The sequence below is a fragment of the Streptomyces sp. NPDC047017 genome (genome assembly GCF_040644175.1).
Taxonomy (GTDB): Bacteria; Actinomycetota; Actinomycetes; order Streptomycetales; family Streptomycetaceae; genus Streptomyces.
Genome location: NZ_JBEYVW010000001.1, coordinates 570,257 through 592,001, shown reverse-complemented (window position 1 = coordinate 592,001; position 21,745 = coordinate 570,257). Strand labels below are relative to the sequence as shown.

At 72.4% G+C, this 21,745-nt stretch carries 17 protein-coding genes; 5 read left to right on the top strand and 12 right to left on the bottom strand.

The window, feature by feature from the left end; all coding sequences use genetic code 11:
- Positions 1–103: 103 nt before the first annotated feature.
- The 5 genes from gap to uvrC all read right to left on the bottom strand — a co-directional run bounded on the left by gap (position 104) and on the right by uvrC (position 6,861).
- Positions 104–1,111, bottom strand: a complete 1,008-nt coding sequence (gap, locus tag ABZ858_RS02800) for a type I glyceraldehyde-3-phosphate dehydrogenase (RefSeq protein WP_361371601.1) — start codon at positions 1,109–1,111, stop codon at positions 104–106.
- A 554-nt stretch (positions 1,112–1,665) separates the two neighbouring features.
- The gene (gene whiA / locus ABZ858_RS02795; RefSeq protein WP_361371598.1) at positions 1,666–2,655 is read right to left on the bottom strand and encodes a DNA-binding protein WhiA; all 990 of its coding nucleotides are present in this window, start codon (positions 2,653–2,655) and stop codon (positions 1,666–1,668) included.
- Complete coding sequence (gene yvcK / locus ABZ858_RS02790) at positions 2,646–3,740, bottom strand: uridine diphosphate-N-acetylglucosamine-binding protein YvcK (protein WP_361371595.1); 1,095 nt, start codon at positions 3,738–3,740, stop codon at positions 2,646–2,648. The genes whiA and yvcK overlap by 10 nt, the downstream gene beginning before the upstream one ends.
- Positions 3,737–4,738 carry an RNase adapter RapZ gene (gene rapZ / locus ABZ858_RS02785; RefSeq protein ID WP_361371592.1) on the bottom strand — a complete coding sequence of 334 codons (1,002 nt, stop codon included), beginning with the start codon at positions 4,736–4,738 and terminating at the stop codon, positions 3,737–3,739. Before rapZ ends, yvcK begins: the two co-directional genes overlap by 4 nt.
- A complete protein-coding gene (uvrC, locus tag ABZ858_RS02780; RefSeq protein ID WP_361371589.1) occupies positions 4,735–6,861 on the bottom strand; it encodes an excinuclease ABC subunit UvrC in 2,127 nt (708 codons plus the stop codon). Before uvrC ends, rapZ begins: the two co-directional genes overlap by 4 nt.
- 373 nt (positions 6,862–7,234) lie before the next feature.
- Here uvrC and ABZ858_RS02775 point away from each other — a divergent pair, with 373 nt between their 5' ends.
- Complete coding sequence (locus tag ABZ858_RS02775) at positions 7,235–8,182, top strand: hypothetical protein (RefSeq protein WP_361371586.1); 948 nt, start codon at positions 7,235–7,237, stop codon at positions 8,180–8,182.
- 27 nt (positions 8,183–8,209) lie between these two features.
- Here the strand turns inward: ABZ858_RS02775 and ABZ858_RS02770 are convergent, their stop codons facing one another.
- Complete coding sequence (locus tag ABZ858_RS02770; RefSeq protein WP_361371583.1) at positions 8,210–8,635, bottom strand: Rieske 2Fe-2S domain-containing protein; 426 nt, start codon at positions 8,633–8,635, stop codon at positions 8,210–8,212.
- A 221-nt stretch (positions 8,636–8,856) separates the two neighbouring features.
- On the opposite strand from ABZ858_RS02770, the gene ABZ858_RS02765 reads away from it, so the two are divergent.
- Positions 8,857–9,906, top strand: a complete 1,050-nt coding sequence (locus tag ABZ858_RS02765; RefSeq protein WP_361371580.1) for a LacI family DNA-binding transcriptional regulator — start codon at positions 8,857–8,859, stop codon at positions 9,904–9,906.
- On the top strand, positions 9,903–10,814 hold the full coding sequence (locus ABZ858_RS02760; RefSeq protein WP_361371577.1) for a carbohydrate kinase: 912 nt from the start codon (positions 9,903–9,905) through the stop codon (positions 10,812–10,814). Before ABZ858_RS02765 ends, ABZ858_RS02760 begins: the two co-directional genes overlap by 4 nt.
- A gap of 104 nt (positions 10,815–10,918) precedes the next feature.
- Here ABZ858_RS02760 and uvrA read toward each other — a convergent pair whose 3' ends face one another.
- The gene (gene uvrA / locus ABZ858_RS02755; protein WP_361371574.1) at positions 10,919–13,963 is read right to left on the bottom strand and encodes an excinuclease ABC subunit UvrA; all 3,045 of its coding nucleotides are present in this window, start codon (positions 13,961–13,963) and stop codon (positions 10,919–10,921) included.
- A gap of 235 nt (positions 13,964–14,198) precedes the next feature.
- Here uvrA and ABZ858_RS02750 point away from each other — a divergent pair, with 235 nt between their 5' ends.
- Both ABZ858_RS02750 and ABZ858_RS02745 read left to right on the top strand, forming a co-directional pair.
- On the top strand, positions 14,199–14,888 hold the full coding sequence (locus ABZ858_RS02750; protein WP_361371571.1) for a maleylpyruvate isomerase family mycothiol-dependent enzyme: 690 nt from the start codon (positions 14,199–14,201) through the stop codon (positions 14,886–14,888).
- Positions 14,889–15,025: 137 nt separating this feature from the next.
- Entirely contained in the window at positions 15,026–15,682 is a 657-nt protein-coding gene (locus tag ABZ858_RS02745) for an MBL fold metallo-hydrolase (RefSeq protein WP_361371568.1), read from the top strand.
- Positions 15,683–15,958: 276 nt separating this feature from the next.
- On the opposite strand, the gene aroQ is transcribed toward ABZ858_RS02745, so the two are convergent.
- The 5 genes from aroQ to ABZ858_RS02720 all read right to left on the bottom strand — a co-directional run bounded on the left by aroQ (position 15,959) and on the right by ABZ858_RS02720 (position 21,727).
- A complete protein-coding gene (gene aroQ / locus ABZ858_RS02740) occupies positions 15,959–16,417 on the bottom strand; it encodes a type II 3-dehydroquinate dehydratase (protein ID WP_361371565.1) in 459 nt (152 codons plus the stop codon).
- 109 nt (positions 16,418–16,526) lie between these two features.
- The gene (locus tag ABZ858_RS02735) at positions 16,527–17,627 is read right to left on the bottom strand and encodes an ionic transporter y4hA (protein ID WP_361371963.1); all 1,101 of its coding nucleotides are present in this window, start codon (positions 17,625–17,627) and stop codon (positions 16,527–16,529) included.
- Positions 17,628–17,760: 133 nt separating this feature from the next.
- Entirely contained in the window at positions 17,761–18,765 is a 1,005-nt protein-coding gene (locus tag ABZ858_RS02730; protein WP_361371562.1) for a TerC family protein, read from the bottom strand.
- A gap of 261 nt (positions 18,766–19,026) precedes the next feature.
- Positions 19,027–21,105, bottom strand: a complete 2,079-nt coding sequence (locus ABZ858_RS02725) for a TerD family protein (protein ID WP_361371559.1) — start codon at positions 21,103–21,105, stop codon at positions 19,027–19,029.
- Positions 21,106–21,148: 43 nt separating this feature from the next.
- Positions 21,149–21,727, bottom strand: coding sequence for a TerD family protein (locus ABZ858_RS02720; protein WP_361371556.1), 579 nt, complete (start codon positions 21,725–21,727; stop codon positions 21,149–21,151).
- Between the last annotated feature and the right edge of the window lie 18 nt (positions 21,728–21,745).

The window sequence follows — 21,745 nt, the reverse complement described above, 5'->3', positions numbered from 1 at the left end:
CGGGCCGCGGTGACACGGCCCGCCGCACGCGCGTCAGGGCCCGGACCGCGCGTTGGCGCGCTGCCCGAGCCCTGTTCTCACATCGAGGTGCCTGCTCCGCCGATCAGAGCTGGTTGCCGATGAAGACCGTCAGGTCGACGAGGCGGTTGGAGTAGCCCCACTCGTTGTCGTACCAGCCGATGACCTTCACGTTCTTGCCGTCCTGGACCATGGTCAGGGACGAGTCGAAGGTGCAGGACGCCGGGGCGTTGACGATGTCGGAGGAGACGATCGGGTCCTCCGTGTACTCCAGGATGCCCTTCAGCTCGCCCTCGGCGGCCTTCTGGAAGGCGGCGTTGACCTCTTCCTTGGTGACCTCGCGGGAGAGCTCGACGACGAGGTCGGTGACTGAGCCGGTCGGGACCGGGACGCGCATCGCGATGCCGTCCAGCTTGCCCTTGAGCTGCGGCAGCACCAGGGCGGTGGCCTTGGCGGCGCCGGTGGTGGTCGGGATGATGTTCTCGGCGGCGGCGCGGGCGCGGCGCAGGTCCGTGTGCGGGAAGTCCAGGATGCGCTGGTCGTTGGTGTACGCGTGCACCGTCGTCATCAGACCGCGGACGATGCCGAAGTTCTCGTCCAGGATCTTCGCCATCGGCGCCACACAGTTGGTGGTGCAGGAGGCGTTGGAGATGACGTTGTCCGTGGCGGCGTCGTACTTGTCCTGGTTGACGCCCATCACGATGGTGACGTCTTCGTTCTTCGCCGGGGCGGAGATGAGGACCTTCTTGGCGCCGCCCGCGATGTGCTTCTCGGCGTCTTCCTTCTTGGTGAAGATGCCGGTGGACTCGATGACGATGTCCACGCCCAGCTCACCCCAGGGGATGTCGGCCGGGTTGCGCTCGGAGAGGACCTTGATGGTCTTCCCGTCGACGGTGATGGTGTCCTCGGTGTGCGTGACCTCCTGCTTGAGGCGGCCGAGGATGGTGTCGTACTTCAGCAGGTGAGCGGTGGTCGCGGTGTCACCCAGGTCGTTGACAGCCACGATCTCGATGTCTGCACCCTGCTCCAGCAGCGCGCGGAAGTAGTTACGACCGATGCGGCCAAAGCCGTTGATGCCTACGCGGATCGTCACGAACCGATCTCCTCGTTGGTACGCCGGTTTCGACGCCGGCGAGCTGTGTTTGGGATGTCCCCGACCACCTCTGACCCTACCCCGCCAAGGCCCCTCCGGTGACATTCGCACGCCCCCTTCGAAGCGCGCCGACGCCTACCCATCAGTAGAGGCGCGGGCCGCTCGCACGAGCGTCCGGATCACTCCATTTCGCTACGGATGTCGGTGGCGGGTTGACCCCATTGGTCACTCTTTCGTGAGCGTGTCGGCTCACTTGTGCAGGGGCGTCTCCGGCGGGCCCCGCGGGGCCCTTCGTCCCGTCTCCGCGACCGTCCGGCCGGCCCCCGCCGAGGGGTGCTCCAGGGGGCCGGAATCAGTCGTTCCGGAGAGCGGTGACGGCCGGTGTGACGGCTTGGGTGACGGCCGGTGCGGCGGACCCGGGTCGGGTGCCCGCTCCGGGCACGTCGATGTCCCCGCGCTCACCTCGCGCGCACAGGAACGGGGGCGGTGCCGGCCGCTCACGCGCCGGCACCGCCCCCGCCCTCGTCGTCGTTCTCGTCGGCCTTCGTCGTGGATCAGCCCACGAGATTGTCCGCCAGCTCGTCGGTGATGTTGGCCTCCGTGCCCGGGATGCCCAGGTCCAAGGCGCGCTTGTCGGCCATGGCCAGCAGGCGGCGGATGCGTCCGGCGACGGCGTCCTTGGTCAGCGGCGGGTCGGCGAGCGCGCCCAGCTCCTCCAGGGATGCCTGCTTGTGCTCCATGCGCAGCCGCCCGGCGGCCGCGAGGTGCTCGGGCACGTCGTCGGCGAGGATCTCCAGGGCGCGCTGCACCCGGGCGCCGGCGGCGACGGCGGCGCGGGCCGAGCGGCGCAGGTTGGCGTCGTCGAAGTTGGCCAGCCGGTTCGCCGTGGCCCGGACCTCGCGGCGCATCCGCCGTTCCTCCCAGGCCAGCACCGACTCGTGGGCGCCCAGCCGGGTCAGCAGGGCGCCGATGGCGTCACCGTCGCGGACCACGACCCGGTCCACGCCGCGCACCTCGCGGGCCTTGGCCGCGATGGAGAGCCGGCGCGCGGCGCCGACGAGGGCGAGCGCGGCCTCGGGCCCCGGGCAGGTCACCTCCAGCGAGGAGGAGCGTCCCGGCTCGGTGAGCGAACCGTGGGCCAGGAAGGCACCGCGCCAGGCGGCCTCGGCGTCGCAGGTGGCCCCCGAGACCACCTGCGGGGGCAGCCCGCGGATCGGCCGGCCCCGGCCGTCGACCAGGCCGGTCTGCCGGGCCAGCTGGTCGCCGCCCGCGACGACCCGCACCACGTAGCGCGAACCGCGGCGCAGGCCGCCCGGTGCCATCACGATCAGCTCGGAGCTGTGCCCGAAGATCTCCAGGATGTCCCGCTTGAGGCGCCGCGCCGCCATCGCGGTGTCGAGTTCCGCCTCGATCACGATGCGCCCGCTCACCAGGTGGAGGCCGCCGGCGAACCGCAGAATGGCGGAGACCTCCGCCTTCCTGCAGCAGGTCCGGGTGACGGGGAGCCGGGAGATCTCGTCCTTCACCGCTGCCGTCATCGCCATGGGCCGATCCTTCCATGCATCCGAAAAATACGGTCGTACGCGGCGGCCAGCAGCTCCGGGTCATGCCGCGGAGTTCCGTCCCTCCGGGCGACCGGCGCCAGCTCGACCGCGGCGCCGAACCGCTTGGCGGCCTCGGTGAGGACTTCGCGGTCGGGCACGGCGGCCTCGTCGGCCAGCACCACGTCCAGGGCGAGTTTAGGGGCGTGTCGTCCCAAAACCTCCAAATGACGCTGCGGGGAGAAGCCCTCGGTTTCTCCCGGCTGCGGCGCGAGGTTCAAGGAGAGCACCCGGCGCGCCTTGGTCTCGGTGAGGGCGTCCAGCAGTTCGGGCACCAGCAGGTGCGGGATGACCGAGGAGAACCAGGAGCCGGGGCCGAGCACCACCCAGTCCGCGTCGAGGACCGCCTCGACGGCCTCGGGGACGGCGGGCGGGTCGTGCGGCACCAGGTGCACGGACTGCACCTCGCCCGGGGTGAGCGCGACGGTCGCCTGACCGCGGACGGTGTCGACGTCGTCGGGCCGCTCCACGTCGTGCCCCTTGACCAGGGCCTGCAGCTCCAGCGGCACGGCGGACATGGGCAGCACGCGCCCGTGCGCGCCCAGCAGCTTGCCGACCAGGTCCAGGGCCCGCACGTGGTCGCCGAGCTGCTCCCACAGGGCGACGATCAGCAGATTGCCCACCGCGTGGTCGTGCAGGTCGCCCTGGGAGGTGAAGCGGTGCTGGATGACCCGGGACCACGTCTGGCCCCAGTCGTCGTCCCCGCACAGCGCGGCCAGTGCCTTGCGCAGATCGCCGGGCGGGAGCACGCCCAGCTCGTCGCGCAGGCGCCCGCTGGAGCCGCCGTCGTCGGCCACAGTGACGACGGCGGTGAGGTCGCCGGTGATCCGGCGCAGCGCGGCGAGTGAGGCGGACAGGCCCATGCCGCCGCCCAGGGCGACCACCTTGGGCTGGGCGCCCCGGCGGCGCGGCTTGGCGCCGCGCGCCTCGACGGGGCGGTTGGCCCGCCCGTCGGCCGCCGGGCGGCCGGCACGCGACTCGGGCACCACCCGGCGCAGTCGGCTCAGCCGCGGAGTACGTCCGGTCACTCGCGCCCCATGTCCCGGTGGACGACGACGGTCTCCACGCCCTCGGCCGCGAGCCGCGCCGCGAGCTTCTCCGACATGGCCACCGAGCGGTGCTTGCCGCCCGTGCAGCCGATGGCGATGGTGACGTACCGCTTGCCCTCGCGGCGGTAGCCGGCCGCGACCAGCCGGAGCAGCTCGGCGTAGCGGTCGAGGAACTCCTTGGCGCCGGGCTGGTTGAAGACGTACCCGGCGACCTCCTCGTTGATCCCGGTGTAGGGGCGCAGCTCGGGGACCCAGTGCGGGTTGGGCAGGAACCGCATGTCCGCGACGAGGTCGGCGTCGACCGGCAGGCCGTACTTGAAGCCGAAGGACATGACGGTGGCCCGCAGCTCGGGCTCCTCCTCACCGGCGAACTGGGCGTCCATCTTGGCGCGCAGCTCGTGCACGTTGAGGCTGGAGGTGTCGATGACGAGATCGGCGTCGCCGCGCAGCTCGCGCAGCAGCTCCCGCTCGGCGGCGATGCCGTCGACGATGCGGCCGTCGCCCTGGAGGGGGTGGGGGCGGCGCACCGACTCGAAGCGGCGCACCAGGGCCTCGTCGGAGGACTCCAGGAAGACGATCCGCCGGGTGACGTGCCGGGCCTCCAGGTCCGCGAGGGACTCGCGGAGGTTGTCGAAGAAGCGGCGGCCGCGGACGTCGACGACGACCGCGATGCGCGCGACATTGCCCTGCGAGCGGGCGCCCAGCTCCACCATGGTGGGGATCAGCGCGGGCGGCAGGTTGTCGACGACGAACCAGCCGAGGTCCTCCAGGCACTTGGCGGCCGTGGACCGGCCCGCCCCCGACATGCCGGAGATGATCACCAGTTCGGGGATGGCGGCGTCGGAGACGCCGTTCGAGTCGCTGCCCGTACCCACCTGTGCTCCGTGTTCCTGGACCGGCTGCTGTCCCTGGTCCTCGTGCGTGTGCTCGTGCGCCTGATCTCGTGGCGCCGTGTGCTGCGTCTCGTGCTCGGTCATGTCTCCTGCCCCCGTCGGTCGTCCGGGGCTCCCGCGGGTACGGGTTCCCCTGCGGCGTCCGCCGTCGCTGCGGGCGCCGTCTCTTCCACGTCTTCCATGATCTCTCCGGTCGCCGTGTTCACGGCGGGTGCGGCCGGGGCCGCCCGGGCCAGGGCCAGGGCGATCGTCTCGGCCGTCTTGCGGCCTATGCCGGGCACCTCGCAGATCTGGTCGATTGTGGCGGACCGCAGCCTCTTCACCGAGCCGAAATGCTTGAGCAGCGCCCGCTTTCGTGTCTCGCCGAGGCCGGGCACCTCGTCCAGGGGGCCGGCCCGGAAGCGCTTGGCGCGCTTGGTGCGCTGGTAGGTGATGGCGAAGCGGTGCGCCTCGTCGCGGACGCGCTGGAGCAGGTACAGCCCCTCGCTGCTGCGGGGCAGCACCACCGGGTCGTCGTCGCCGGGCAGCCACACCTCCTCCAGGCGCTTGGCCAGGCCGCACACGGCGATGTCGTCGATGCCCAGTTCGTCCAGGGCCCGCCGGGCGGCGGCGACCTGCGGCTGCCCGCCGTCGACGACGACGAGCTGCGGCGGGTAGGCGAAGCGCTTGGGGCGGCCGTCGTCCTCGGTGAGGGCGGCCGCGGGAGCACCGGGCGCGCCGTCCGGCGATCCGTCGGGGGTGATCCCGTCGGAGGCGGTCCCGTCGGCCGGGGCGGGCTGCTCGCCGTCGGCCCACTCGCCGGTCCGCTCCTTCTCGGCCAGATAGCGCCGGAAGCGGCGGGAGATCACCTCGTGCATGGAGCGGACGTCGTCCTGGCCCTCGAAGCCCTTGATCTGGAAGCGCCGGTACTCGCCCTTGCGCTGCAGGCCGTCCTCGAAGACGACCATGGAGGCCACCACGTCGTCGCCCTGGAGGTGGGAGATGTCGTAGCACTCGATCCGCAGGGGGGCGCTGTCCAGGCCGAGGGCGTCGGCGATCTCCTCCAGGGCGCGCGAGCGGGTGGTCAGGTCGGAGGCGCGCCTGGTCTTGTGCAGGGCGAGCGACTGGAGGGCGTTGCGCTGCACCGTCTCCATGAGGGCCTTCTTGTCGCCGCGCTGCGGGATGCGCAGGGAGACGCCCGAGCCGCGGCGGTCGGTGAGCCACTGCTGGACCGGTTCGAGGGGGTCGGGCAGGGCGGGGACGAGCACCTCCTTGGGCACGGCGTCGCCGCGCTCCTCGCCGTACAGCTGTTGCAGGGCGTGCTCGACGAGGGCGCCGGTGGTGATCTCCTCGACCTTGTCGGTGACCCAGCCGCGCTGGCCGCGCACCCGTCCCCCGCGCACGTGGAAGATCTGTACGGCGGCCTCCAGCTCGTCCTCGGCGACGGCGATGAGGTCGGCGTCGGTGGCGTCGGCGAGCACGACCGCGCTCTTCTCCATGGCCTTCTTCAAGGCGCCGATGTCGTCGCGCAGGCGGGCGGCCCGCTCGTACTCCATCTCCTCGGCGGCCTCCGTCATCCGCTGCTGCAGGCGGCGCAGGTAGGTGCCGGTGCGGCCGGCCATGAAGTCGCTGAACTCCTCGGCCAGCTCCCGGTGGTCCTCGGCGGAGATCCGGCCGACGCAGGGCGCGGAGCACTTGCCGATGTAGCCGAGCAGGCAGGGGCGGCCGGTGCGGGCGGCGTTCTTGAAGACGCCGGCCGAGCAGGTGCGCACGGGGAAGACGCGCAGCAGCAGGTCGACGGTGTCGCGGATGGCCCAGGCGTGCCCGTACGGCCCGAAGTAGCGCACGCCCTTCTTCTTGTGGCCGCGCATCACCTGCACGCGCGGGAACTCCTCGTTCATCGTCACCGCGAGGTACGGGTAGCTCTTGTCGTCGCGGTACTTGACGTTGAACCGGGGGTCGTACTCCTTGATCCAGGAGTACTCCAGTTGCAGCGCCTCGACCTCCGTGGACACCACCGTCCACTCCACGGACGCGGCCGTGGTGACCATGGTGCGGGTGCGCGGGTGGAGGCCGGCCAGGTCCTGGAAGTAGTTCGCCAGGCGCTGGCGCAGGCTCTTCGCCTTTCCGACGTAGATCACCCGGCGGTGCTCGTCGCGGAATCTGTACACCCCGGGGGAGTCCGGGATGTCTCCCGGCCTGGGGCGGTAGCTGGAGGGGTCGGCCATGTCTCACACCCTACTGGCGAGGTGTGACAGGGCGGCGAGCCTGTGGACAACGGGCGCGACGCCGCCACCACCCGCCGTACACGCGTACGACTACCTGCTGTGACCAGCCGTCTTCGGTCCGTGCCGCGCCCGGTCCGGCGGCCTTCGGATCGGCCGGCCGACGGGTACGGACTCGGCCAGCGGTGAGCCGTCGCCGGGCCGCGGGTGTTGTCGGGACTTGGTCAACACGCTTCAATGCGGGGGAAGTCGGGGCCCCGAACGACGGCGTACGGATGTGAAGGCGCCCCCTTCCGCCCGGCCGGCGGACGGCCCCGGCGACCCGCGTGCACGGCCTGACCAGCCGTTGTGCACCTTTCACAGAGAGGCCCGTGCAATGCCGCACGCCCCACAGCAGGCGGACGTCGCCACCGCGGAACTGGACACGGCCCTGCGGGGCGGCCCGTTCCATGTGGCGCTGCGCGCCGCGATCGCCGCCCGCGGGCTGCCGTTGCAGCGCGTGCAGCACCACCTGTCGCGTCAGGGGGTCAAGGTCGGCGTCACCAGCCTCAGCTACTGGCAGCAGGGCGCGCGCCGCCCGCAGCGCCCGGAGTCGCTGCGGGCCGTGCGGGCGCTGGAGGAGATCCTGCGGCTGCCCGAGGAGTCGCTGATCCGGTTGCTGGCCGACACCGCCGGCCCCCCGGCCGACCGGCGGCCCGCCGCCCGTTCCTACCGGTCGATCGTCGAGGCGTCGGACGTGCTGCGCCGGCTGCTGGCGGAGCTGGACGCCCCGCTCGACGGCGGGCTGCAGACCCTCGGGCACCACGAGCGGGTGCGGATCGGCCCCCGCCGGGAGCTGGCGGGGCGCGAGTCGCAGCACATCGTGCGCGCCCCCCGCGACGGCGCGGACCGTTTCGTGGCCGTCCACCACGGCGACCCGGAGTGCGCGCCGGAGCGCATGCGGGTGCACGCACTGGAGAACTGCCGCACCGGGCGCATCCGCCGGGATCACGAGACCGGGGTGCTCGTGGCCGAACTGCTCTTCGACACCCGGCTGCGGGCCGGCGGCACGTTCCTGTTCCGGTACGGCGTCGAGGACGGCACCGCGGGGGTGTCGCGCGAGTACGGGCGGGCCTTCGGCTCGGCGGGCGGGCAGTACGCGCTACAGGTGCGGTTCGACGCCGGCGCGCTGCCGGTGCGCTGCCGGCGGTTCACCCAGCAGTCGGTGGCGGCGCCGCGCAGCGGCAGCCAGGAGCTGGCGGTGAGCGAGCGGCACCGCTCGGTCCACCTCGTCGAGCCGCGGGTGCGCGCCGGCATCGTGGGGATCGGCTGGGACTGGGAGTGAAGGACGGCGGCGGGCGGCCGCCGGTGCTCAGGCGCCGGGGCCCGCGACGACCTTGCCGCCCTTCACCCGCACCGGCAGCTCGGGCAGCGGCCGGGTGGCCGGGGACTGCACCACCTTGCCGGTCGTGGCGTCGAACTGACTGCCGTGGCACGCGCACATCAGCGTCGTGCCCTCCAGCTTGCCGATCGGGCACCCCGCGTGCGTGCAGATCGTGCTGAACGCCTTCAGGGCGCCCTTGCCGTCCCGGCTGACGACCACGTTGTGGTCCCTGAAGAGCTTGGCGCCGCCCGCGGGGATCTCGCTCTCGGCCCCCAGGTCGACCGGTGCCGTCGGGGTGGCGGGGGCCGCCGAGCCGCCCCCGGGGCCGCAGGCGGCGAGCCCGAGTCCGGCGACGGGCGTGAGGGCCGCTCCTCGAAGGATCGTACGGCGGCTCGCGGAGGAACGGCCTGGCATGGGGACTCCAGTGGTCAAGGGGCTGTGCACCGCCGACGATACCCAGCGCCGCCGCCCGGCCGGTGGGCGGGTGGCGGCGCTGGATGAACGTCTGCGTGAGCGGGTCGCCGGGCCGCGTAAACGCTTGCGCAAGCGTTTACGCGGCCCGGCGGATGCGATACGGTCCCGGCCACGAGCACCGACAGGGGTGCCCGGGGAGGGTGCCCCGGGGAGGGGACGCGATGCCGACCATGGCCGATGTCGCACGGGGCGCGGGCGTCTCCGTGGCGACCGTCTCGCACGTACTGAACGGCACCCGCCCGGTCCTCCCGCACACCCGCCAGGCGGTGCTCGACGCGGTGGAGCGGCTCGGCTACACGCCCAACGGCCTCGCCCGCTCCCTGGTCACCTCCCGCACCCGCTCCATCGGGCTCGCGGTGTCCGCCGTCAGCAACCCCTACTTCACCGAGATCCTCCAGGGAGTGGAGGCCCGCGCCTTGGAGCACGGCTACAGCCTGCTCATCGCCGACCCGCACGACGACCCCGCCCACGAGCGCACGGTGGTCCAGCTCCTGCATGAGCGCCGCGTGGACGGCGTGATCGTCGCCGCCTCCGCCCAGCCGCGTGAACTCGTCGCCTACCTCACGCGGCACGGCGTACCGACCGTGTTCCTCGACCGGCTGGTCGGCACCGGCCCGGACGCCGGTCGGGGGACACCGGGTTTCGACCAGGTCTGCGCCGACAGCGCCGAGCCGACCGCCCTGCTCGTCACCCATCTCGCCGGTCTCGGGCACCGCAGGATCGGCCTGGTCGCGGGCCTGCCCGGGCTGAGCACCACCGCCGAGCGGATCACCGGGTACCGCCACGGCCTGGCCGCCGCCGGACTCCCCCACGACGAACGGCTCGTGGTGCACGGCGACTCGGCCGCGGACGGCGCGCAGCGGGCCACCGCCGCCCTGCTGTCCCTCGCCGTGCCGCCCACGGCCCTGATCACCGCCAACAACGCGATGACCATCGGCGCCCTGCGCGCCCTGCGCGCTCACGGCCTGTCCGTGCCGCACGACATGGCGCTGTGCTGCTTCGACGACTTCGACTGGGCCGACCTGTTCTCCCCCGGGCTGACCGCGATCGCCCAGCCCGGCCGGGACCTCGGCTCCCGCGCCGTCCAACTGCTCCTGGAGCGGCTGGCCGCGCCGGAGCGGCCCGCCCGCACGGTGCGCCTGCCCTGCGCCTTCGTCCACCGCACGTCCTGCGGTTGTCCCCCGCAGCCCGAGAGAGGAACCGACCCGTGATCGTCGTCGCCGGTGAGGCCCTGATCGATCTGGTACCGCAGGGCACGGGCGCCCTCGCGGACCTCAAGCCGGCGCTCGGCGGCGGCCCCTACAACACGGCCGTCGCACTCGGCCGCCTCGGCTCGCCCACCGCCTTCTGCTCCCGGACGTCCTCCGACGCCTTCGGCCGGGTCCTGCTCGACGGGCTGCGGCGGGCCGGGGTGGACGTCTCCGGGGTGCAGCGCGGCAGCGAGCCGACCACGCTGGCCGTGGCGACGGTGGGCGCCGACGGCTCGGCCGCGTACGCGTTCTACGTGGAAGGCACCGCCGACCGGCTGTTCACCGTGCCCGAAGCGCTGCCCGCCGGGACCCGGGCGGTGTCCTTCGGCACCTGTTCGCTCGTGCTGGAGCCGGGGGCGAGCGCCTACGAGAAGCTGCTGCGGACCGCCGCCGCCCAGGGCCTGTTCACCGCGCTGGACCCGAACATCCGGGCCGGGCTGATCCCGGACCCGGACGCCTACCGGGCGCGCTTTCGGGGCTGGCTGCCCTCGGTGTCGCTGCTGAAGCTCTCCGCGGAGGACGCGCGGTGGCTGGGCGGCACCCCGCGCGACTGGCTGGCCGCGGGACCCTCGGCGGTGGTGATCACCCATGGGGGCGACGGGCTCACCGCGTACACCCGGGACGGCGCGGAGCACTCGGTGCCGGGCAAGAAGGTGGAGGTCGTCGACACGATCGGTGCGGGCGACACCGTGAACGCGGCCCTGCTGCACGGCCTCACCGTGCGCGACGCGCTCTCGCCGGAGGGGCTCGCCGGGCTCGGCGCGACGGGCTGGACCGCGCTGCTGCGGTTCGCGGCCCGCGCGGCGGCGCTCACCTGCTCCCGGGCGGGCGCGGAGCCGCCGTACGCGTCGGAGCTGGCCGGGGCGTGACGGCGGGCGTCCTTTTGCTGTGAGCGGTTGATGTGAGCGGTTGACATGAGCGGGCGCCCCGCCGGAGAGTCCCGGCGGGGCGCCCGCTCGTGCCGTGCGGTGTCTCAGCTCTTGCGGGCCCGCGCGGTCTTCTTCGCGGCCCCGGTCTTCTTGGCCGCAACGGCCCCGGCCTTCTTGCTCGCCGTGCCGTCGGCGGCGGCCTTGGCGGTGGCCGTCCTGCGGGCCGTCGACGCGGCCGCCACCGCCTTCTTGGCGGCGGCCTTGCGCGGGGCCTTGACGGCCTTCACCGGCTGCGCGTCGCTGATCCGGTCGGCGCCCAGGACCTCCCGCAGGAACTTGCCCGTGTGGCTGGTCGGAACGCCGGCGACCTCCTCGGGCGTGCCCTCGGCCACGACGAGACCGCCGCCCGCGCCGCCCTCCGGACCCATGTCGACGATCCAGTCGGCGGTCTTGATGACATCGAGGTTGTGCTCGATGACGATGACCGTGTTGCCCTTGTCGACCAGGCCGGAGAGGACCGTCAGCAGCTTGCTGATGTCCTCGAAGTGCAGGCCGGTGGTCGGCTCGTCCAGGACGTAGACCGTGCGTCCGGTGGAGCGGCGCTGCAGCTCGCTGGCGAGCTTGACGCGCTGCGCCTCACCGCCGGACAGGGTGGTCGCGGACTGGCCGAGGCGGACGTAGCCGAGACCGACGTCCTTGAGGGTGTTCAGGTGCCGGGCGATGGCCGGGACCGCCTCGAAGAAGTCGGTGGCCTCCTCGATGGGCATGTTCAGCACGTCGGCGATGGACTTGCCCTTGTAGTGGACCTCCAGGGTCTCCCGGTTGTACCGGGCACCGTGGCAGACCTCGCACGGGACGTAGACGTCCGGGAGGAAGTTCATCTCGATCTTGATGGTGCCGTCGCCCGCGCAGTTCTCGCAGCGGCCGCCCTTGACGTTGAAGGAGAAGCGGCCGGGCAGGTAGCCGCGGACCTTCGCCTCGGTGGTCTCGGCGAACAGCTTGCGGACGTGGTCGAAGACACCGGTGTACGTCGCCGGGTTGGACCGCGGGGTGCGGCCGATGGGCGACTGGTCGACGTGCACGACCTTGTCGACGAGGTCGTCGCCGTCCACGCGCGTGTGCCGCCCGGGCACATTGCGCGCGCCGTTCAGCTCGCGGGCCAGGTGCGTGTACAGGATGTCGTTGACCAGGGTCGACTTGCCGGAACCGGACACGCCGGTGACGGCCGTGAAGACGCCCAGCGGGAAGGAGACGTCGATGTCCTGGAGGTTGTTCTCCCGGGCGCCGCGCACCGTGAGCTGGCGGGAGAGGTCCAGCGGGCGCCGCACGTCCGGCAGCGGGATGGACTTCCGGCCCGAGAGGTAGAGCCCGGTCTGCGACTCGGCGTTGTCGAGCAGTTCCTTGACGGAGCCGCTGTGCACCACCTTGCCGCCGTGCTCGCCCGCTCCGGGGCCGATGTCGACGATCCAGTCGGCGACCTTGATGGTGTCCTCGTCGTGCTCGACGACGATGAGCGTGTTGCCCATGTCGCGCAGCCGCACCAGGGTCTCGATCAGCCGGTGGTTGTCGCGCTGGTGCAGGCCGATGGACGGCTCGTCCAGGACGTACAGGACGCCGACGAGGCCGGAGCCGATCTGGGTGGCCAGGCGGATGCGCTGGGCCTCGCCGCCGGACAGGGTGCCGGCCGCGCGGTTCAGCGAGAGGTAGTCCAGGCCGACGTCGACGAGGAAGCGCAGCCGCTCGTTGACCTCCTTGAGGACGCGCTCGGCGATCTTCTTGTCGCGGGCGGTCAGCGTCAGCTCGCCGAGGAAGTCGGCGCAGTCGCTGATCGACATCCCCGAGACCTCGGCGATGGACTTGCCCATGACGGTGACCGCGAGGACGACCGGCTTGAGGCGGGTGCCCTCACAGCTCGGGCAGGGCACCTCGCGCATGTAGCCCTCGAAGCGCTCGCGGCTGGCGTCGCTCTCGGCCTCGCTGTGCCGGCGCTTGACGAAGGGCACCGCGCCCTCGAAGGGGGTGGTGTACACGCGTTCGCGGCCGTACCGGTTGCGGTAGCGGACCTCGATCTGGGTCTTGTGGCCGTACAGCAGGGCCTTCTTGGCGCGCTGGGGCAGGCCGGCGAAGGGGATGTCGGTGCGGAAGCCCAGCGCGTCGGCGAGGGCGCCGATCAGGCGGCTGAAGTAGTCCTTGGTGTGCCCGTGCGACCAGGGGTGGATGGCGCCCTCGTCCAGGGACTTGTCCGGGTCCGGGACGATCAGCTCCGCGTCGACCTCCATGCGCGTGCCGATGCCGGTGCACTCGGGGCAGGCGCCGAAGGGCGAGTTGAAGGAGAAGGAACGGGGCTCCATCTCCTCGAAGGACAGGTCGTCGTGCGCGCAGTACAGGTGCTCGCTGTACATGCGCTCGCGCTCGGGGTCGTCCTCGGGGAGGTCGACGAAGTCGAGGACGACCATGCCGCCGGACAGGCCGAGCGCGGTCTCCACGGAGTCGGTGAGGCGGCGCTTGGCGGAGTCCTTCACCGTGAGGCGGTCGATGACCACCTCGATGGTGTGCTTCTCCTGCTTCTTCAGCGTGGGCGGGCTGGACAGCTGGACGGTCTCGCCGTCCACGCGCGCGCGGGAGTAGCCCTTGGTCTGCAGGTCGGCGAAGAGGTCGACGAACTCGCCCTTGCGCTCGCGCACCAGCGGCGAGAGCACCTGGAAGCGGCTGCCCTCCGGCAGTTCGAGGACCTTGTCGACGATGGCCTGCGGCGACTGGCGCGAGATCGGGCGGCCGCACTCGGGGCAGTGCGGCTTGCCGATGCGGGCGAACAGCAGGCGCAGGTAGTCGTAGACCTCGGTGATGGTGCCGACCGTGGAGCGCGGGTTGCGCGAGGTCGACTTCTGGTCGATCGAGACGGCCGGGGACAGTCCCTCGATGAAGTCGACGTCGGGCTTGTCCATCTGGCCGAGGAACTGCCGGGCGTACGAGGAGAGTGACTCCACGTAGCGCCGCTGGCCCTCCGCGAAGATCGTGTCGAAGGCCAGGGAGGACTTGCCCGACCCGGACAGACCCGTGAAGACGATGAGCGAGTCCCGAGGCAGGTCGAGCGAGACGTTCTTCAGGTTGTGCTCGCGCGCGCCACGGACGATGAGACGGTCGGCCACGCCGGTCCGCACCTTTCTTGAGAGAAGTGACAGGGGCGGGGCCCCCGTGCTTCTTCAGACTAGGGGGAGCCACTGACAACGCCGGGCGGGATTCCCGGATGCGCCCGAGTGGGACAACAATCCCCGGCTCTCCAGCATGCCCGATGCCGCGTCCGAGCCTATAGCACGTGTATTCGATTTACGGCCTCGATCCGTCACCTTCACCCGAACGTGTGGCAGGGCTAGGGTCAGGCGCATGATGGATCACGCTCGTGACCTGGCGTCGGTACGTGACGCCACCGATCGACTGCTCACCGCTGTCGCCGCTCTGGACAACGCGGCTGTGACCGACCAGTCACGGTTGCCCGGCTGGACCCGCGGCCATGTCCTCGTCCACCTCGCCCGCAACGCCGACGCGCTCGTGAACGTCCTGGAGGGGCGCCCCATGTACGTCTCCGCCGAGGTGCGGGACGCGGACATCGAGCGGGGCGCCGCGCGCCCCCTGGCAGCCCAGCTCGCCGACGTCCGGGAGAGCGCGGCCCGCTTCCAGGCGACCGGGGACACGCCCGCCGACTGGTCGCGCACGGTGGAACTGCGCAACGGCGTCACCGACTCCGCGTCCCGGGTGCCGTTCCGGCGCTGGGCCGAGGTGGAACTGCACCACGTGGACCTGGGCATCGGCTACGAGCTGGAGGACCTCTCGGCGGAGTTCACGGAACGGGAGACCGACTTCCTCGCCGCGCGCTTCACCGGGCACGAGGACGTGCCGCCGACCGAGCTGCGGGCCGAGGACGGCCGGACCTGGACCACCGGGGGCGGCGCCGAGGGAGCCACGGTCGCGGTCGAGGGAACGGCCGCCGACCTGCTCGGCTGGCTCGCCGGCCGCCGCGAGGGTTTTGGGCTCACGGTGAAGGGCGGCACGCTGCCGTCACTGCCTCCGCTCTAGCCGCGCACGGCCCTCGGACCGGCGCGTCCAGCCCATGCGCGGCCCCCGGAGTGGCCCCTCGAAGCCCGTGCGCGGCCTCCGGGGCGGCTCGGAGACTGTCCGGCGGATCGGGCCCCGGCGGCGATAGGCTGATCACCATGACGTACAGCGGAGAGGTGACGGTCGGCGGCCCGGCGGACGTGCACGAGCTGAAAGACCTGATGATCACCAAGATCGCGGTCGGCCCGATGGACAACAACGCCTATCTGCTGCGCTGCCGGGCCACGGACGAGCAACTGCTGATCGACGCGGCCAACGACGCGCACACGCTGCTCGGCATGATCGGTGACGACGGCATCGCCTCCGTCGTCACCACCCACCGGCACGGCGACCACTGGCAGGCGCTGGCCGAGGTGGTCGCGGCCACCGGCGCGCGGACGTACGCGGGCCGGGACGACGCCGAGGGCATCCCGGTGCCGACCGACGTCCCCGTGGCGGACGGCGACACGGTCCGGGTGGGCCGGGTGGAACTCACCGCCCGGCACCTGGTCGGCCACACCCCGGGCTCGATCGCCCTGGTCTACGACGACCCGCACGGCCATCCGCACGTGTTCACGGGCGACTGCCTCTTCCCCGGCGGCGTCGGCAACACCTTCAAGGACACCGCGGCGTTCGCGAGCCTGATCCACGACGTCGAGACGAAGATCTTCGAGCCCCTGCCGGACGAGACCTGGGTGTACCCCGGACACGGCAACGACACCACGCTGGGCGCGGAGCGCCCGCATCTCCCCGAGTGGCACGCGCGCGGGTGGTGATCCGGGGCAGAGCGGGACGGGGCGGTGCGTGGGGTGCGGGCGGGTTCGCGCACCCCGTGTGAACGTTTCGCCCGCGCCGACGGCCCGCGCGCGCTCCCGGGCCGCCTCGTGGAGCGGTCGACTGGGACCAGCCCCGCACAGGAAAGACGGCTCCTGCGCGGCACGGGCCGCCGGTCTTCTTTTCCCCGCCCTCGACCGGCGGCCCCGGCCTGTGGGACGCGCACAGACGCCTTGAGGCGGCCGGTCATCCCGCTGTCCCGCTGGGCGCCGTTCCCGTCACCCGGCGGTCAGCGCGGCGATCCGCTCCACCGCGAACGCGTACCCCTGCACTCCGCAGCCGGCGATGACACCGTCGGCGCGCAGCGAGACGTAGGAGTGGTGCCGGAACGACTCGCGCCGGTGGACGTTGGAGATGTGCACCTCCACCACGGGCATCCCGTCGCAGGCGTTGAGCGCGTCCAGGACGGCGACGGAGGTGTGCGAGTAGGCGGCGGGGTTGATCACGATGCCGCAGTGGTCCAGCCGCGCCTCGTGGATCCAGTCGACCAGTTCGCCTTCGTGGTTGGTCTGGCGGAAGTCGACGGTGCCGCCGCGCGCGGCGGCCGTCCGCACGCACAGGGCCTCGACGTCCGCCAGCGTCTCGTGCCCGTAGATCTCCGGCTGCCGCTGCCCGAGCAGGTTCAGGTTGGGGCCGTTGAGGATCATGATCGGGGCGTCGGCAAGGGTGCGGGGCACGGTTCCTCCGGGTCCGTTCGCGGTACGGCGGCCGGCACGGCCGCCGCCGGCCCCGGTCTATCACGGCGTACCGGCCCGGCCTGCGGCTCTCCCCCGTCGTCCGGTGGTCTCAGGGGTTGATCGCCAGCTCCAGGTACGCGGCGAAGATCACCAGGTGGACCCCGCCCTGGAGCGGTGTGGCCCGGCCCGGCACCACGGTCAGCGAGCTGACCACGACCGTGAGGAGGAGCAGCAGCATGTGGGTGGAACCGAGGCCGAGCACCAGCGGCCCGGACAGCCATACGGAGGCCAGGGCGACGGCCGGGATGGTCAGGCCGATGCTGGCCATGGCGGAGCCCAGGGCGAGGTTGAGGCTGGTCTGCACCCGGTCGCGCCGGGCGGAGCGCAGTGCGGCGATGGTCTCGGGCAGCAGCACCAGCAGCGCGATGATCACACCGACGACCGCGTGGTGCAGTCCGGCGGACGCCACCCCGGACTCGATGGTGGGCGAGACGCCCTTGGCCAGCCCGACCACACCGATCAGGGCGAGGGCGAGCAGTCCCAGGCTGGTCCAGGCCGTCCGGGCGGAGGGCCGCCGCGCGTGGTCGTCGGAGTCGATCACGTCGCCCTGCCGGGTGATGGGCAGGAAGTAGTCGCGGTGGCGCACGGTCTGGGTGGTGACGAAGAGGCCGTACAGGATCAGGGAGGACAGCGCGGCGAAGGTGAGCTGGACGCCGGAGAACTCCGGGCCGGGCTTGCTGGTGGTGAACGTCGGCAGCACCAGGCTGAGGGTGGCCAGGGTCGCCACGGTGGCCAGGGCTGCGCCGGTACCCTCGGCGTTGAAGACGGCCGTGCGGTGGCGCAGCGAGGCGACCAGGAGGGACAGTCCGACGATGCCGTTGCAGGTGATCATCACGGCCGCGAACACGGTGTCCCTGGCCAAGGTCGCGCTCTTGGGTCCGCCGTCGAGCATCAGGGTCACGATGAGGGCGACCTCGATGACGGTGACGGCGATGGCCAGGACCAGGGAGCCGAAGGGTTCACCGACCCGGTGGGCGACCACCTCGGCGTGGTGCACGGCGGCGAGGACCGCGCCGGCGAGCACCAGGGTGACCAGGACGACGACCGCGACGGGCAGGCCGCGTCCCCAGGTGAGGGCCAGCAGGACGACCGCGAGCACCGGCACGATGGTCGTCCACGCTCCGGTGAGCGCCCTGAGCCGCGTGATCATGCTGTGATCGTCGCAGAGGTGCGCCCGGTTCGCATGCCGGTCGGTGTCCGGGCGGGCGTCCCCCGCACCGGGGCGGTGCGGGGGCCCGTGGCCGGGCGCGGTGCGGGGGCGGGGGCGGGCCGGCGCCTGGTGGTCAGGCATCGATGCTGTCCTTCCGGGTCTCGTCGTTCGGCTGCGTGCGCACCTCCTCGGCCGCGGCCTGCTTCCTGGTGGCCATCAGGCTGGTGACCGTGGTGACGATCAGGACCGCGCAGATCACGCCGAGGGAGACCGGGATGCTGATCTCCGGGACGTGGACGCCGGCCTCGTGCAGCGCGTGCAGCACGAGCTTGACGCCGATGAAGCCGAGGATGACCGACAGGCCGTAGGAGAGGTGGACCAGCTTCTTCAGCAGGCCGCCTATCAGGAAGTACAGCTGCCGCAGGCCCATCAGCGCGAAGGCGTTGGCGGTGAAGACGATGTACGGGTCCTGGGTGAGGCCGAAGATCGCGGGGATCGAGTCGAGGGCGAACAGCACGTCGGTGGTGCCGATCGCGAGCATGACGACCAGCATCGGCGTCATCACGCGCTTGCCGTTCTCCCGTATCCACAGCTTGGTGCCGTGGTACCGGTCGGCCACGCCGAAGCGGCGCTCGGCGGCCCTGAGCAGCTTGTTCTCCTCGAACTCCTCGTCGTCCCCGCCAGAGCGGGCCTCCTGGACCAGCTTCCAGGCGGTCCAGATCAGGAAGGCGCCGAAGAGGAAGAACACCCACGAGAAGCTCGCGAGGATCGCGGCGCCGGCGGCGATGAACACGGCCCGCAGCACCAGGGCTATGAGCACGCCCACCAGCAGCACCCGCTGCTGGTACTGCGAGGGCACGGCGAACTTCGCCATGATCAGGACGAAGACGAAGAGGTTGTCGACGCTCAGCGACTTCTCGGTGATGAAGCCCGCGAAGAACTCGCCGGCCGGCTGCCCGCCGCCGAATACCAGCAGGCCGAGGCCGAAGAGACCGGCCAGGGCGATCCAGACGGCGGTCCAGATCCCCGCTTCCTTGACGGACACGTCATGGGGCTTGCGGCCGATGAGGAAGTCGACCGCGATCAGGGCGGCCAGCCCGACGATGGTCAGGACCCACAGGGTCATCGAGATGTGCATGGGGTGCCTCCGGCGAGTACGTCACGGCGAATGTGTCAGCGTCGTCGCTGCCGGAGGTCTCTTCCGCCCGGGACGGGCCGGCGCCCCGGGATCCGGTCGGATCCGTAGTGACGGGTACGCCGCAGCAGGTAGGGAGTACTCCCCTCCGTACGGAAAACAGTACCCGAACCACCAAGAGAAGGTAAAGGGCTAGGCAAAGAAAGATTCAAAGCACCTGATCAAGGCCACTTTACCTGTTTTTGATGTTGGTCCGGTGCGCGGTCACCGGCTTCCCTCGCGGCGAGCCGACGCCACCTGCGCGAGCACCTGGTCGAGCACCTGGCTGCCCGGCGGGGCCAGCGGCGGCCGGTACGTCCAGGCGTGGCCGACCCACGGGTCGGCCAGGTGGTCGTCGGCCACGGGCGTGAGGCGCATCAGCGAACGCCACAGCGGGTCGAGCAACGGGCCGTAGGCGGACGCGTCCTCCCGGTCGGCCACCAGCATCAGGTGCACCCCGACGGCCGGACCCTCGTCCGCCAGGTACCGCAGCCGGGTGACCGCGCGGTCGTCGAAGCCGTGCGGGAAGTCGTTGACGATCAGCAGCTGCTCGGACAGGTCGAAGCCGGCCGGCAGCGCGTCGGGCGCACCGCCGCGCACCGCCATCTGCACCAGGTCCACCCGCCCGGTGAGCCGGCCCAGGACGTCCGACACCCCCGCCGCGCCCACCGCAGGCGGCGCGGCGAGCACACCGGCGCGCACCAGCGGGGCGAGCGGCCCCGCGGCGGAACCGGCCGGGTCGATGACGTGGACGCCGAACTCGCCCGCCGGGTACACGGCGAGCAGCCGGGCCGCGTGCGCCACGGCCGCCTCCATCGCGAGCAGCCGCAGGCTCCCCTCGTCGGGGAACGCCTCGCCGGACGGTCCCGAGCGGCCGCTGTCGATCCACAGGCCGCGCTCCAGCGGCAGCCGGACCAGCAGGGGGACGCGCAGGGACGGCGCCTCGGGCAGATGGAGGTCGCCGAGGCGGACCGCCATCGGGATCTCCATGGGCACCCGGTAGCCGTGCCAGACGGGGTTGTCCCAGCCCGCGTACGCCGGTGGCAGCGCCGGCTCGACCACTTCGGACTCGGCGGTGAGCTGGGTGAGGTCGCGGTCGAAGGCGGACGCGGCCTGACCGGTCAGCTGCGCGTGCCGGGCGCGGGCCGCCTCCCGGGCGGCCTCGCCCTGGCCGCCGATGCGGCTGCGCGGGTCGGACAGGGCCTGTTCGAGTTCCTTCTCCATCCGCGAGTCGGCGAAGTCGACGGCGCTGCGGTAGGCGGCGGTGGTGCGGGCCAGGTCCTCGAACATGCCCCAGACCTGGTTGTAGAGCCGTTCGTCCATGGACCATCCGGTCGCGTCCCCGGCGACGGGCCGGGCGGGCTGTCCCGCCGGGGTCTCGGGCGCGGACGGCCGGGGCGGGGGCGGGGCCGTCGTCTGCCGGCGCGGGTGGCTGTAGTCGATGGGGCCGCCTGTGGACGCCGCCGGCCGGGGGTCGGCGGGGGGCTGCGGCGCGTCCTCGCCGCCGAGGCGGGCAGGATGCGGAGTGCCCGGGTCCGGATACGGCGGCTGGACGGCCGGCTGTGCCGGGGCGCCGTCGGTCGGCCCGCCGTGCGGTGCGACGGGCTGCGCCGGGGCGGCCGGGCCCGGGTCCGCCGGGGGCGCGGCGGGTGCGGTGGGCTCGCCCTGGCCGGTGCCGGGGGCCGAGGCGAGGGCCTGCCGGGGCCGGTCGGCGGTCGTGGCACGCGGCGGCGGGGCGGCCACCGAGCGGGCCAGGCCCCCGGCCACCGCGTCGTCGACGGCGCCGGCCAGAGCGGACGCCTCCGGCAGGTGCTGGTCAGCGAGGAGTTCGGCGAGGCCGCCGGCGTAGCCCTGGCCGACCGCGCGCACCTTCCAGGCGCCCTGCCGCCGGTAGAACTCCAGGGCGATGACGGCGGTCTCGGCGTCCAGGCCGGTGAGGGTGTAGCTGGCCAGTTCGGTGCCGTCCAGGCCGGTGACGGCCACGAACGGGGCGGCGACCGAACCGAAACAGGCCGGGCTCTGGCTGCCTCGGGGCAGGGTGAGCAGCACGTCGACCCGGTGCACGGCCTCCGCCAGCGCGTCCAGGTCGACGGCGAGCCGGTGGTCGGCGGCCGCCTGCCGGGGCACTTCCAGGCCCGGCAGGACGGGAGCGCCCGGGTGGGCCACCCCGTCGGTGCCCCGGACCCTGCCCTGCTCGTCACTCGTCGTCAGCACGGCCGTCACCGGTGTGCCGGCCGAGATCCGGATTTCGAGGCGCGCCTCGGGAAGCGGGTGGTTCTGCCCCCGCACCAGCTCGGCCGTCATCGCCTTGCCCCCTGTGCCGTGTGGTGTGCCGCGTCCGACCGCTCTACAGGTGCGGCAGGATCGCCGGCATCAGGTCCTGGAAGGTGCGGCCGTTGGCCGGGGAGCCGAGGGCCGTCATCGTCCAGCCGGTGCCCGCGCGGTGCACCTTCGCCATGACCTGGGCGGTGTAGTTGCCGCCGCCGGCGAGGGTGTAGCGGGCGAGTTCCTGGCCGTTGGTCTCGTCGACCAGGCGGCAGAAGGCGTTCTGCACCTCCTGGAAGGTCTGGCCCGTGAAGGAGTTCACGGTGAAGACGATCTGGTCGATGTGGACCGGGACGCGCTGCAGGTCGACGAGGATCGCCTCGTCGTCGCCGCCCTGCCCGACGCCGCCGACGAGATTGTCACCGGTGTGGCGCACGGAGCCGTCGTCGCTGACCAGATGGCGGAAGAAGACGACGTCGACCGGCTGCTTGTCGGCGAAGAGCACGGCGGAGGCGTCGAGGTCGATCTCGCGGGTGCGCGAGCCGAACAGCCCGCGGCGGGGGGCCGCCTGCCAGCCGAGACCCATGCGGACCGCGGTCAGGCTGCCGCCGTCGTTCTTCTGCAGACTGATGGCCTGACCCTTGGTCAAGTTGACGGTCACGGCTGATTCCCCTCTCGA

What these genes read in the sequence shown, in the direction of transcription:
- rapZ (WP_361371592.1), bottom strand. Translation starts at nt 4,738, where the DNA reads ATGACCGAGCACGAGACGCAGCACACGGCGCCACGAGATCAGGCGCAC.
- uvrC (WP_361371589.1), bottom strand. Translation starts at nt 6,861, where the DNA reads ATGGCCGACCCCTCCAGCTACCGCCCCAGGCCGGGAGACATCCCGGAC.
- ABZ858_RS02725 (WP_361371559.1), bottom strand. Translation starts at nt 21,105, where the DNA reads ATGACGGCCGAGCTGGTGCGGGGGCAGAACCACCCGCTTCCCGAGGCG.
- ABZ858_RS02745 (WP_361371568.1), top strand. Translation starts at nt 15,026, where the DNA reads ATGACGTACAGCGGAGAGGTGACGGTCGGCGGCCCGGCGGACGTGCAC.
- ABZ858_RS02775 (WP_361371586.1), top strand. Translation starts at nt 7,235, where the DNA reads ATGCCGCACGCCCCACAGCAGGCGGACGTCGCCACCGCGGAACTGGAC.
- ABZ858_RS02735 (WP_361371963.1), bottom strand. Translation starts at nt 17,627, where the DNA reads ATGATCACGCGGCTCAGGGCGCTCACCGGAGCGTGGACGACCATCGTG.
- ABZ858_RS02765 (WP_361371580.1), top strand. Translation starts at nt 8,857, where the DNA reads ATGCCGACCATGGCCGATGTCGCACGGGGCGCGGGCGTCTCCGTGGCG.
- ABZ858_RS02730 (WP_361371562.1), bottom strand. Translation starts at nt 18,765, where the DNA reads ATGCACATCTCGATGACCCTGTGGGTCCTGACCATCGTCGGGCTGGCC.
- ABZ858_RS02750 (WP_361371571.1), top strand. Translation starts at nt 14,199, where the DNA reads ATGATGGATCACGCTCGTGACCTGGCGTCGGTACGTGACGCCACCGAT.
- whiA (WP_361371598.1), bottom strand. Translation starts at nt 2,655, where the DNA reads ATGGCGATGACGGCAGCGGTGAAGGACGAGATCTCCCGGCTCCCCGTC.
- ABZ858_RS02770 (WP_361371583.1), bottom strand. Translation starts at nt 8,635, where the DNA reads ATGCCAGGCCGTTCCTCCGCGAGCCGCCGTACGATCCTTCGAGGAGCG.